The following is a 13,056-nucleotide window of genomic DNA, read 5'->3' as shown; positions in this document are numbered from 1 at the left end:
CTTTAGATGCACTGATTAAAGAAAAAAAGTTTGTATTTGATAATTACGATAAGGTCTGTAAATTACTGCGTTCAGCAAATGCATCAGTTGATATTGTAACAACGGGGCAGATTTCTCCTTACCAAACTAGTAGTGCAGTACAAATTAGATTGAAAGATTTAGAACTTAGTAAACAAGGATTGAATCTTTATTCAAAACATCACATTTGGTTACGTTACAACTCTGAACGAACATCGGCAGCTCAAGAGAAGGATATATATGGCATAGCAATGGTAGCGCTAAATGATATAGATCAAGATTTAGTAGATGACTTAAATTTACAACGGGCAGCACTTAAAAGATACATAGCTAAAAAGTAGGAAAATGATTGGCATAACCTACCAAAACAACCTAAAAACAGCTCAAATATCGTGGAACATAAAAAAGCCGAAGTTTTGATACTTCGGCTTAATCATAAGTTATTGAAATATAACACCTACCTAAACACCTGTTATTCCAAAGTAGAAATGTCCTACCTAATAACCAAATAGAAATGTCCTATATGGACATTTCCAAGTCAAGCACAGGATTTAGATTTCTTTGTTCAATAACAGCTTTCTGAGCTTTACGACTCGGCATATTTTTCCTGAGACGGGAACGTTTATTTTGTTTTTCCAACTCTTCATGCTGTTGCTGGATATGCGCCAGAACCGAGCCTAATCTTTTATTCTCAACCACTTGATTCTGCTGTAGTCCAGCCAGTTTATTGAAGACACTATAGTTGATCTTCCGTCCTTCATGCATGATCGCTACAGTGCCATCCGGGTACTCCAGAAATGAAATGTATTGCCCAACAAGCTTATGATTTAGCTCTGTCGGTTCAAGCAGATAAATACACTTGTCATACGTGATGGTGAGGTTCTTCGTGACCTTACGCGGTTCCTGCCAGGTGAATATATCCTCCAGCTCAGCATCAGATTCTGTTAGCGGACGATGTAAGTTCTATGAATTTCGCGCACACTTGGCAAACTTCTGGTTGAACTGCTCAATAAAGCAGGGTAGCCAGGCATTGGCTTTGGCAATTGAACTGATGCCTTCCAGACGCATCTCCTTGATCAAACGGTCTTGAAGGGTTCTATTCGCGCGTTCTACGCGACCTTTAGCCTGTGGTGAGTTGGCAAAGATAATATCAATCTTTAACTCATTCAGAATCCGGCCAAATTGCGTGATTTTGCTGTCCTGGCTCGATTTCTGGTTCACTCGGAATACCGAATGTTTATCGCTATATATAAAAGGCCAGAGGCTTGCCGTATTGTTCAATGTAGACTCGGGGGAAAGAATATAGTCAAAGGTCGTTTCCGTCTCACAAAAGCGTAGATGTAACAGCTTTCTAGTGGCATCATCGAGATAAACCAGCAAGCAGCATTTCGCGGAACGGCCTTCAAACCAGTCATGATATGAGCCATCAATCTGGATCAGCTCACCGAAGCAATCCCGGTTATAACGTGGCTGATATGGACGTTTAAGGCGCTTGGATCGTGGAATCCAGAGGTCATTGCCGTCATCCAGCTCCGAAGCGTTTCTAACGGGATATTCAGGTCAAACATGCTGCTGAGTTTTTCATGCGCCAAGTTGGGTCCAAATCCAACCAGATGTTCAGGAATAATGGAAAGACATCTTGATTTTAATAAATAAAACACTCGTATTAATTTTCATTCATTTTTTTAGTTGCTTTATAGATACCAAATCGTTTCACCCCAATCACTTTCCTGTCTTAAAAGTATTTCACCTTTCGCAAAGTAACGTTATCGCGATTGATTTGCAGGACTCCACTAATTGAGGTAAAACGAAAGTGGGTTGATTATGTCAATCAATATCGGCGCGGTAAAATGGAGCAGTTGAACGTGGTAAGGCTTGATGACCACGTATTTGATCCGCGATTTTCTCAGCCATCATAATGGTGGTTGCATTTAAGTTACCTGTGATAATCAGCGGCATAATCGACGCATCAACAACACGTAAATTTTGCATCCCATGTACACGACCTTGTCCATCGACTACCGCCATATCATCTTCGCCCATTTTACAACTACAGGATGGATGATAAGCAGTTTCAGCGTGATTTCGCACAAATTCATCTAATTCAGCATCGGTACTCACATCTTTTCTAGGGCTGATTTCTTCGCCTCGATAAGGATCAAGTGCAGGTTGGTTCATAATTTCACGAGTAATCCGGATAGCGTCACGAAATTCCTGCCAGTCTTGTTCGGTCGACATGTAGTTAAATAAAATACTTGGATGGTCGAAAGGGTTTTTAGATGTCACATGTACTCGACCGCGTGAAGGTGAGCGCATCGAACCGACATGGGCTTGGAAGCCATGCTCTTTGACGGCATTACTGCCATTATAGTTAATTGCAACAGGCAAGAAGTGGTATTGAATATTTGGCCAAGCAAACTCTTTGGAGGATCGAATAAAGCCACCTGCTTCAAATTGATTGCTTGCTCCAATCCCTGTTCCGTTAAACAACCACTCTGCACCAATTGCAGGTTGGTTTTGCCATTTTAAAGCAGGGTAGAGAGAAACAGGTTGCTTACACTTATATTGTAAGTACATTTCTAAATGGTCTTGCAGGTTTTCACCGACACCCGGTAAGTCATGCACCACTGGAATGTCGAGAGACTGAAGTAAAGTACTTGAACCAACACCCGAACGTTGCAAAATTTGCGGTGATGCAATCGCTCCAGCACAGAGTAGGACTTCTTTATTGGCATAGACCTGAAGTAAGTTGTTTTGATTAGCACCTTGAATATATTCAACACCAATCGCTTGTTTGCCATTGAACAAAATTTGATTGGTCATGGCATGGGTGATAATGGTTAGATTCGCTCGACCTTTGGCCATATCTAAATAGCCACGTGCTGTGCTTGAGCGTCGACCTTTGGGGGTCACGGTTCGATCCATTGGGCCGAAACCTTCTTGTTGATAACCATTTAAATCATCAGTGCGTGGATAGCCTGCTTGCACACCTGCTTCAACCATGGCATGGAATAAAACATTATTGTCTGCTTTAGGCGTGGCGACAGAAACAGGGCCAGCATCGCCATGATAGTCATTGCCACCAATATCACGGGTTTCTGCTTTTTTGTAGTAAGGCAGACAGTCGGCATAGCTCCAATTTTCAAGGCCTTTCAAGCTAGCCCATTGTTCTAAGTCCATGGCATTACCACGGATATAGCACATGCCATTAATGAGGGACGAACCGCCTAAGCCTTTACCGCGACCACATTCCATGCGGCGGTTATTCATATGAGGTTCTGGGTCGGTTAAATACGCCCAGTTATAACGACGACCTTGCAAGGGATAGGCTAAGGCAGCAGGCATCTGAGTACGGAAGTCGATACGATAATCGGGACCACCTGCTTCGAGTAAGAGCACGGAAACATCTGGGTCTTCGGTTAAACGAGCAGCCAGTACATTACCTGCTGAACCTGCGCCAATAACAATATAATCGTAGTGTTGAGAATGCATAATGATCCTTTTTCTATGGCAGGGCCACGTTGCATGAGAACGTGGCCACATGTTGAGTTGAGGATGAAAAAAAAAATAAAAAGGAAGTAAGGATTTAGCTAGCTAAAATTCAGACTTTAAAAAATACTTTGGTATTCGCCTAGTTCAACTTGAACCGATTTGATGCGGGTATAGTGTTCAAGTGTGGTAATGCCATTTTCACGTCCGACCCCTGACTGTTTATAACCACCCACAGGCATTTCAGCAGGGGATTCGCCCCAAGTATTGATCCAGCAAATGCCTGCCTCAAGCTGATGAATAATGCGATGAGCTTGGGAAATATCTTGTGTGACCACACCCGCAGCTAAACCATAACTGGTGTTGTTGGCACGTTGAATAGCTTCTTCAATACTGTCATAGCTTAAAATGCTCATGACTGGACCAAAGATTTCATCTTGCACAATGTGCATGTCGTCATGACAGTCGGTGAACACGGTAGGTAAAACATATGCGCCCTGAGCAAGTGCTGCTTCAGTTCCACGTTGTCCACCAATCAATAAAGTCGCACCTTGTTGTTTGCCTGACTCAATATAAGACAAGACTTTTTCCATATGCGGAAAGCTGACTAAAGGTCCAAAGTTGGTTTCAGCCTGCATCGGGTCACCTATGCGGATACGTTTTACACGTGCAATCACAGCCTGTTCAAATGCAGCCTTGAGGGTTTGTGGTACAAATACACGGGTGCCATTGGTACATACTTGACCTGAGCTAAAGAAGTTCGCCATTACCGCAATATCGGCTGCGCGATCAAGGTTGGCATCTGCACAAATAATGAGAGGTGATTTGCCACCGAGCTCCATGGTGACTTCTTTGAGACTAGAAGCCGCAGCACTGGCCATAACCTTTTTACCCGTTGCCACACCACCTGTGAACGAAATTTTTTGAATGTCGGGGTGTTCAGTCAACCATTGACCCACTTCAGCACCAAAACCTTGTACCACGTTGAAAACGCCAGCAGGTACGCCTGCTTCAGTGTAGATCTCTGCCAACTTTAAGGCGGTAAGAGGGGTCACTTCGCTAGGTTTAAAAATCATGGCATTCCCTGCGGCGAGAGCCGGAGCTGATTTCCAAAGTGCTATTTGGATTGGATAATTCCAAGCACCAATCCCTGCCACTACACCTAAAGGTTCACGGCGTGTGTAGAAAAAACTACTTTCACGTAGTGGTACTTGTTCACCTTGAATGGCCGTTGCAAGTCCTGCGTAGTACTCTAAAACATCTGCACCAGTGACAATGTCCACAGTAGAAGTTTCACTGAAGGCTTTCCCTGTATCGAGTGTTTCAAGGCGAGCTAACTCGTCATTACGTGCGCGTAAAATATCGACTGCACGACGTAAAATACGGGCACGTTCGACCGCTGTTTTGGCAGCCCATTCACGCTGCCCTTGTACAGCACTTTGCACTGCTGCATCGACATCAGCTTTGGATGCTTGCTGAATAGTGGCAATGACCTGACCTGTAGCAGGATTGATACTGTCAAAGGTTTGATCACTGGTGGCATTGAAATATTGTCCGTGAATATAAAGCGAGTGAAGCTGTACATCATTCATTTTGTTGTTCCTGCCGTATCTGTTGAATTAAGCGAAGTTGCATATCGACATAGTCGTATGCAATAGAACGTGCCAAATCACGATCAAATGCTTGATGACCACTTAAACTCCCACGTAACCATAAGCCATCAATCAGTGCTGCTAACCCTTTAGCGGCTTGGCTTGCTTGTGACTTCGGCATGAGCTGCAAGAAATGAAACTTCAAATTTGAATAAAGACGTTGGTCATTAATTCTTTGCAGTCGACCTAAGTCGGGTAGGTGCATACTGGCAGACCAAAAATCCAGCCAAACCCGCATAGCAGTGTTGTTGACCTGACTGATGTCAAAGTTGGCATCAATAATGGCTTTGAGCGAATGTTCTGGACTGGGCTGCGCCACCTTTACTTTATAACTCGCCGTGGTCTTGGCTAAGACATTGAGCATTTGACGCATGCAACTGTGTATGAGACCTTGTTTATCACCAAAATAATGACTCACAATGCCGGTAGAAAGCTGTGCTTTTTTTGCAATTTGAGCAATGGTGGTATTGGATAAGCCCACTTCATAAATGACTGCATAGGCAGCATTAATGATTTCTTCACGGCGCTCATGCTCAGGTTTTACTCTACGTTTATTCATGACAATCCAAAACAATTTGCCTTAAATTTAAAGGTGTTAGATTCAATAACTTACATGGAAAGCATCATAGCATTTTTTTATAATACTCATTATTGATTGAACGTTCAATCAATAATGAGTACACTTATGGTTAAATTCAAAGCAAAGTACTGCTAAATTGCTTTGGATGTTCCACATAACTGTTTATTTATCAAAAGGATGTAACATAAGGGTTTAATTGCAGAACATCATTCAGAAAAGTGAGCTGATGAGCTATAGGTTTACGGTTTTATACTTTTTTCGAGTTGAGAAAGCTCTTATAGTCATTTTGAGGGGAGATATGTGTAGGATTCCTATCAAAATATCAATGAACAAGGGTGGCTCACATTTTAAAACTGTGTAGAAAATGCACCTCATAATTGATTTAGACCTTCGGGTTTAAAGAAGATAGCGTTTTTATTTCTGATAAAAATACTGTCGTTTTCGTTAGTCGATTTTTAAGCTCTCGACCACGAGAAGTTTAAAAATTGTCTTTTGTCTTTTTTATTTACTTTCTTGAGGATTGTATGGCAACAGATAATCCAAGAGCAGTTGATGATCAAACATTAGCGCCTAAAGACCGTTTAAATGGTGTGGTCTTTTATATTTCAGCTCTCATTATTTTAATTTTTTCTGTTACCACCATTTTGTTTAATGACTTTGCTAACCGAACCTTAAATATGGTTTTGGCTTGGGTGAGTTCAACTTTTAGTTGGTATTACTTACTCGCAGCGACCTTGTATATGGTCTTTGTGATTTTCATTGCCTGTTCTCGCTATGGCAATATCAAATTAGGTCCCAAACATTCCAAACCTGAATTTAGCCTTTTAAGTTGGTCTGCAATGCTGTTCTCAGCTGGGATCGGCATCGATTTGATGTTCTTCTCGGTGGCGGAACCTTTATCTCACTATATGCATCCACCTGTGGGTGAGGGGCAGACCCTAGAGGCTGCACGTCAAGGCATGGTGTGGACGCTGTTTCACTATGGTCTAACGGGATGGTGTATGTATGCCTTGATTGGCATGGCATTGGGCTATTTTAGTTATCGCTATAACTTACCACTGACCATTCGATCTGCTTTATATCCGATCTTTGGTAATAAGATTCATGGGCCGATCGGTCATAGTGTCGATACCGCTGCGGTCATCGGTACTATTTTTGGTATTGCTACGACCTGCGGGATTGGGGTAGTACAACTGAACTATGGCTTACATGTGTTGTTTGATTTACCTGAAAACCTTTGGATGCAAACCGCATTAATTGTGGTTGCGGTGGTAATGACCATTATTTCAGTGACTTCAGGGGTGAATAAGGGACTGCGAGTTCTCTCCGAGATTAATATTTATGTTTCTGTCGGCTTGATGCTGTTTATTTTGTTCTTAGGCAATACCGAATTTTTACTGAATGCTTTTGTGCAAAATATTGGGGACTACATTAACCGTTTTCCAAGTATGACTTTGGAAAGTTTTGCCTTTGAACAACCGAAAGAATGGATGAACAGTTGGACATTGTTCTTTTGGGCATGGTGGGTGGCTTGGTCACCATTTGTAGGTTTGTTTTTAGCACGGATTTCACGTGGTCGAACCATTCGTGAGTTTGTTAGCGGAACTCTCATTATTCCTCTGTTTTTCACACTCACGTGGTTATCAATATTTGGAAATAGTGCACTACATAGTGTGATTTTTGATGGTAACTTAGCCCTTGCACAGAGTGTGATTGCAAATCCTGCACATGGTTTTTATGACTTACTGGCTCAGTATCCATGGTTTCCGTTTATTGCAGGTGTAGCCACAATTACTGGCTTACTATTTTATGTGACCTCGGCGGACTCTGGTGCGCTGGTGTTGGGTAATTTCACCACTCAATTTACCAATGTCGATCATGATGCACCGCGATGGTTGAGTGTATTCTGGGCCATAGCGATTGGTTTATTAACCCTTGCAATGTTGATGGCTAACGGGATTACGGCACTACAAAATGCCACAATCATTATGGGGTTGCCGTTTAGTTTTGTGATGTTCTTGGTCATGGCAGGTTTGTATAAGTCATTGCGTTTAGAAGACTATCGACAAGCTAGTAGCAGTTTAAATGCTGCACCCGTGGTGGGCAATGTCGACATCCTCAACTGGAAAAAGCGTTTGTCCCGAGTCATGCACCATCCAGGAACAACTGAAACTCGGCGTATGCTCGATGACATCTGCCGGCCTGCGGTGATGGCGGTTGCCGAGGAAATGCAAAAACGTGGTATCGACATCAGTGTTCAAGAAAGTGCGCTAGAAGAAGACTCAAATCTATATCATTTAGATTTGATGATTCATTTGGAAGAAGAACAAAACTTTGTCTATCAAATTTGGCCAGTACGTTATATCGCTCCGACCTTTAGTGAACGAGGCAAACTGGGTAAACGCTTCTACTACCGTCTTGAAACTTATTTGTATGAAGGTTCTCAAGGCAACGACCTTGTTGGTTATACCAAAGAGCAAGTGATTAATGATGTGCTGGATCGTTATGAGCGCCATATGACCTTCTTACATATCAATCGAATCAGTCCAGGGAATCGTCCCTTATTTCCAGACCCTCAAGGATAATTAGGAGGAACCATGTTGACCTCATATTTACATGCTTTTGCTTTGTTTTTCTCATTGCTGAATCCGTTTTTAATGAGTATTTACATGATTGGCATGATTCGGAACTCCGAAGCTAAAGTGTTTAATAAAGCCTTGATTCAGGGCTGTCTCATTGCTTTTATAGTATTTATGCTGTTCGCATGGGGTGGGGAAGCGATTTTTAGTAAATATTTAAATGTACGCTTTGAAGCCTTTCAAATATTTGGTGGTCTGATCTTCTTGGTGATTGGTTATCGCTACGTGTTTCAGGGAGCAGATACCATTGGTGAAATGCGTGGTGCGCCTGAGCATTTGGCAGGAACCATTGCGATGCCTTTTATGATTGGTCCAGGAACCATCAGTGCTGCTGTGGTGACAGGTATGGCACTGCCAATCAGCGGCGCAGCGATGATTATTTTTCTGACTTTGGCGTTGACCTGTGGCTTGATGATTTTAATGAAATTTGCGCATGACCATTTGCGTTATAAGCATGCCAAATATATTGACCGTTATGTTGATATTGTCGGGCGACTGTCAGCCTTACTGATTGGGACTATTGCGGTAGATATGATTATTAATGGGGTTTTAGGTGTTTTAACAGAAACGTACTGACATACTCCCACCACTTTCGCTTAGCTTAAGTAGTGGATTCTAAAAGACAATACTCTTAGGCGACTTTTTTTTGCGGATTTCACTTGTTTTTTGCTTAGTAGGTCGACCTTTACTACACATCTTCCAAAAACATAACTGTTAGTCCCACCGCCCACCGATGTGTCTGGCTGCAGATAAAGTTCGACCTGATGCTGTTTAAAATCAGCTGCGAAGATTCTGCTGGTTTTTTACTGCAAATTCATATTTAAATGATCATTAAGTATTGTGCTAATCTGGACAAACAGTTATTGCTCTTTAAGATGATTAATTAATCGTTCATAGTCATTTTTAGAAAGTTTACCAATGTAAGTTAATTTTGTCATATCAATTGGCAATTGATATGTCTGTACAGTATCAATCCATGATTTTTTACTTAGTCCAACCGATTTCCAATCTGTAATTTCAATATATTTACTTTTAATAAAGTCAGATTTATTGTCATATTGACTGCTTAAACGGAATACGATGTAGTCTTTTTTTGTTTGTCGAATATATAAAACAGGACGGGTTTTACCATCTGCTATGTCTGTAAAACCAACGTAAGCCCAATACAAGTCCTGTGCCATTAGTATCCACCATCATCATTTAAAAACTCTTGAGCAGATTTTGTATCGGATACTTTTACACTCGGAATATTATGGCTCAGGGCTATGAGCTGTGCTGTATTAAAATCATCATCACTTATTTGATTACTCACAGGAATTCGACCTGTTTTAGCAATTTCAGCCATAACCATACTAAAAACAGATGCAGGGGTTAGCCCAACTTTTTTGATTATGTACTCTGCTGATTCTGAGATTGCCTCATCCACAGTATATTGAACTCTTTTTTTAATTAGCGTAGACATTTAACACCTCTTAATCTTTTCAATGCCATTTTACGGCATAAAGTGACACCAAACAAGTAAATAGTAAGTGTCCATTCTTAATAAGAATTGGTGTCCAAGTAGCTGTTGATGTGCATCATAGACCGGACATTTTTATTGGTGAGAATATAGACACTTTAAATGGGTTCTAACAGACTGTGTTATTCCCAAGTAGAAATGTCCTACCTAATAACCAAATAGAAATGTCCTATATGGACATTTCCAAGTCAAGCACAGGATTTAGATTTCGTTGTTCAATCGCTGTTTTCTGTGCTTGTCTACGTGGCATCTTTTGAGAACGATTGCGTTTGTTTTGTTGTTCCAGTTCTTCATGCTGTTGTTGGATATGATTCAGAACAGCACCCAACCGTTTATTCTCAACAATCTCTCGCTGATTCAGCTGACTTAATTTATCGAATAGGCTGTAATTGATCTTTCGGCCATCATACATGAGGGCTACAGTACCATCCGGGTATTCCAGGAACTCAAGATACTTACCGATCAACCTCTGATTTTCTTCGGTGTTTTCTAGGAGATATACGCATTTATCATAAGTAATCGTCAGGCTATTCGTGACTCTGCGGGGTTCACGCCAAGTAAAAATATCATCTAATTCTTCGGCTGTTTCAGTGATAGGCCGATGTAGATTCTTAGGATTAAAAGCCATCTTGGCGAACTTCTGATTGAACTGCTCAATGAAGCAGGGTAGCCAGGCATTCGCTTGCTCAATCGAACAGATACCTTCCAAGCGCATTTCTTTGATCAGACGGTCCTGAAGCGTTCTATTCGCCCGTTCTACACGGCCTTTGGCCTGCGGTGAATTGGCGAAGATGATATCGATATTCAGGGTGCTGAGTACACGTCCAAACTGGGTAATCTTGGTGTCTTTCTTGCTGCTTTGATTCACTCTAAAGACTGAATGTTTGTCGCTGTAAAACGCTAAAGGCTTACCGTGCTGTTCGACATATAAACGTGTTGAAATCATATAGTCAAAAGTTGATTCTGACTCACAGAAGCGTAAATGCTGTAATTTACCTGTGGCATCATCAATGAACACCAGTAGACAGCATTTAGCAGCGCGTCCTTCAAACCAGTCATGGTGTGAGCCATCAATTTGGATCAGTTCACCAAAGCAATTCCGGTTGTAACGAGGCTGATACGGGCGTTTCAGGCGCTTGGATCGAGGAATCCATAAGTCAGCTGCAATCATCCAGGAACGCAGGGTTTCTACTGAAAGATCGAGTCCATGTACGGTGGTGAGCTTTTCATGCGCTAAAGTGGGCCCGAAACCATGGAGTTGGTCAGAAACAATATTGAGGCATTTGAGTCTGAGTTCTTCAGGAAGTTTGGAATTGCTGATTTGGCCACGACCGGCATGGGCTAATGCAACTGGACCTTGGGCTTTGTATTTCTGCAGTAAGCGTCTGATCTGACGTTCTGAAATATGAAGTAGCTGAGCAGCATGGGATTGAGTTATGCGTTGATCGCAGATTTCCTGCAAGACCGACAATCGTTTAAGTTCTTTATCCGACATAGACACCAACATATCAAACCGTCCGCTTAGATAATCGCAAAAGCGCATATTCTAAAAGCGGACATTTTTACTTTGGAGAAACCGGACATTTCTACTTTGGGCTTACAGACTGTGTTATTCCCCAATTAAAATGTCTACGCGAAAAACCATTTAAAATGTCGTGTTTTAACTGCAAGAGTCAAGTATAGGATTAATTTTTCTTTGTTCAATATTCGACTTTTGCGCTTTACGACTAGGCATGTGTTTTGATCTAGAGCGTTTGTTTTGTTTTTCTAATTCCTCATGCTGTTGTTGAATATGAGCAAGTACTGATCCCAAGCGTTTATTCTCAATAACTTCTCGTTGATTCAGCTTACTCAGTTTGTCGAAGATAGTGTAATTGATTGATCTACCTTGATATTCAATTGAAATCGTTCCATCAGGATATTCTAGAAACTCAATATATTTGCCAATCAGACTTTTGTTTTGCTCTGTATTTTCGAGCATATACATACACTTATCATAAGTAATCGTCAGGCTTTTACTTACTTTACGAGGTTCTTTCCAAGTGAAGACATGGTCTAAATCATCTGAACTTTCAAGAGGTCTATGCAGATTTTTAGGATTCGATGCGACCTTGCCAAATTTCAGGTTAAATTGCTCAATAAAGCAGGGCAACCACATATTTGCCTCCTCGATCGAGCAGATGTTCTCTAGACGCATCTCTTTGATTAAACGGTCCTGCAGCGTTCGATTTGCGCGTTCTACACGACCTTTGGCCTGTGGTGTGTTGGCAAAAATGATATCGATGTTTAAATCACTCAGAATACGTCCAAATTGCGTGACACTCGTATCTTTGGTTGATTTCTGATTGACTCTAAATACTGAATGCTTATCGCTGTAGAATGCCAATGGCTTGCCGTATTGCTCAATGTAGGCCCGTGTTGAAATCATATAATCAAAGGTAGTTTCTGACTCGCAGAAACGTAAGTGCAGTAGTTTTCCTGTGGCATCATCGATATAGACCAGTAAACAGCATTTTGCTGCACGTCCTTCAAACCAATCATGATATGACCCATCGATTTGAACGAGCTCACCAAAGCAGTCCCGGTTATAACGTGGTTGATATGGTCGCTTAGTCCGTTTAGAGCGTGGAATCCATAGATCGGCAGCAATCATCCAACGACGGAGCGTTTCTACTGGCATATTTAGGTTAAAACGGCTAGAAAGTGCTTCGTGTGCTAATGTTGGACCAAATCCAAGAAGTTGCTCTGAGATAATGGCTAAACATTCAGATTTGAGGCTTTCATCATGACGATGATGTCCAGGTGAACCACGACTTGCATGGGTTAAGCCTGAAACACCATGTTCCTTAAATTTAAGCATGAGCCGAGTAATTTGGCGTGTGGAAATATCTAAAATTTCGGCAGCACGAACTTGAGTGATGCGATGATCTCGAACATCCTGTAATACAGATATACGTTGAAGTTCTTTATCAGACATAGTGATTAACATCTCAATATTCACATCTAGTTCATCATGGTAAAACCATCATAAACTAGACATTTTTATTGGTGAGAATGTAGACACTTTAAATGGGTTTTAACAGACTGATTTCGTATAATATAGATTATGTTAAATAAATAACACATGTCATTTTGTTCATTATTTCTGATATAGATTAA

12 protein-coding genes are annotated in these 13,056 nt (G+C 41.4%); 3 read left to right on the top strand and 9 right to left on the bottom strand.

From position 1 onward, the window contains the following. Positions 1-359: hypothetical protein (locus EXE10_RS21595; protein WP_165383054.1), on the top strand; the 359-nt coding region annotated here is incomplete at its 5' end. A gap of 178 nt (positions 360-537) precedes the next feature. On the opposite strand, the gene EXE10_RS21590 is transcribed toward EXE10_RS21595, so the two are convergent. From EXE10_RS21590 to betI, 5 genes are all read right to left on the bottom strand, one after another. After that, positions 538-783, bottom strand: a complete 246-nt coding sequence (locus EXE10_RS21590) for a hypothetical protein (protein ID WP_165383053.1) — start codon at positions 781-783, stop codon at positions 538-540. Positions 784-981: 198 nt separating this feature from the next. Next, complete coding sequence (locus tag EXE10_RS19150; RefSeq protein ID WP_228155379.1) at positions 982-1,524, bottom strand: ISNCY family transposase; 543 nt, start codon at positions 1,522-1,524, stop codon at positions 982-984. 321 nt (positions 1,525-1,845) lie between these two features. After that, on the bottom strand, positions 1,846-3,510 hold the full coding sequence (betA, locus tag EXE10_RS19145; protein ID WP_117008162.1) for a choline dehydrogenase: 1,665 nt from the start codon (positions 3,508-3,510) through the stop codon (positions 1,846-1,848). A gap of 116 nt (positions 3,511-3,626) precedes the next feature. Further along, the gene (gene betB, locus EXE10_RS19140) at positions 3,627-5,099 is read right to left on the bottom strand and encodes a betaine-aldehyde dehydrogenase (RefSeq protein WP_117008161.1); all 1,473 of its coding nucleotides are present in this window, start codon (positions 5,097-5,099) and stop codon (positions 3,627-3,629) included. Beyond that, positions 5,092-5,718: a transcriptional regulator BetI gene (gene betI / locus EXE10_RS19135; protein WP_117008160.1), complete on the bottom strand. Its 627-nt coding sequence runs from the start codon at positions 5,716-5,718 to the stop codon at positions 5,092-5,094. The genes betB and betI overlap by 8 nt, the downstream gene beginning before the upstream one ends. Positions 5,719-6,263: 545 nt before the next feature. On the opposite strand from betI, the gene EXE10_RS19130 reads away from it, so the two are divergent. Next, a complete protein-coding gene (locus tag EXE10_RS19130) occupies positions 6,264-8,324 on the top strand; it encodes a choline transporter (RefSeq protein WP_104442423.1) in 2,061 nt (686 codons plus the stop codon). 12 nt (positions 8,325-8,336) lie between these two features. Beyond that, the gene (locus tag EXE10_RS19125) at positions 8,337-8,954 is read left to right on the top strand and encodes a MarC family protein (protein ID WP_104442422.1); all 618 of its coding nucleotides are present in this window, start codon (positions 8,337-8,339) and stop codon (positions 8,952-8,954) included. Between the two features lie 284 nt (positions 8,955-9,238). On the opposite strand, the gene EXE10_RS19120 is transcribed toward EXE10_RS19125, so the two are convergent. From EXE10_RS19120 to EXE10_RS19095, 4 genes are all read right to left on the bottom strand, one after another. Then, positions 9,239-9,559, bottom strand: coding sequence for a hypothetical protein (locus EXE10_RS19120; RefSeq protein WP_104442421.1), 321 nt, complete (start codon positions 9,557-9,559; stop codon positions 9,239-9,241). Beyond that, positions 9,559-9,840 carry a type II toxin-antitoxin system RelB/DinJ family antitoxin gene (locus EXE10_RS19115; RefSeq protein WP_035270626.1) on the bottom strand — a complete coding sequence of 94 codons (282 nt, stop codon included), beginning with the start codon at positions 9,838-9,840 and terminating at the stop codon, positions 9,559-9,561. The genes EXE10_RS19120 and EXE10_RS19115 overlap by 1 nt, the downstream gene beginning before the upstream one ends. Positions 9,841-10,066: 226 nt before the next feature. Then, positions 10,067-11,392 carry an ISNCY family transposase gene (locus tag EXE10_RS19105; protein ID WP_130114448.1) on the bottom strand — a complete coding sequence of 442 codons (1,326 nt, stop codon included), beginning with the start codon at positions 11,390-11,392 and terminating at the stop codon, positions 10,067-10,069. A 165-nt stretch (positions 11,393-11,557) separates the two neighbouring features. Continuing rightward, positions 11,558-12,886 carry an ISNCY family transposase gene (locus tag EXE10_RS19095; protein WP_130114449.1) on the bottom strand — a complete coding sequence of 443 codons (1,329 nt, stop codon included), beginning with the start codon at positions 12,884-12,886 and terminating at the stop codon, positions 11,558-11,560. Positions 12,887-13,056: the final 170 nt, after the last annotated feature.

Origin of the sequence: Acinetobacter sp. WCHAc060033, assembly GCF_004209125.1 — a bacterium.
GTDB classification, from domain to species: domain Bacteria; phylum Pseudomonadota; class Gammaproteobacteria; order Pseudomonadales; family Moraxellaceae; genus Acinetobacter; species Acinetobacter wuhouensis.
The sequence above is the reverse complement of the archived record's forward strand: the minus strand, read 5'-3'. Positions and strand labels throughout refer to the sequence as shown.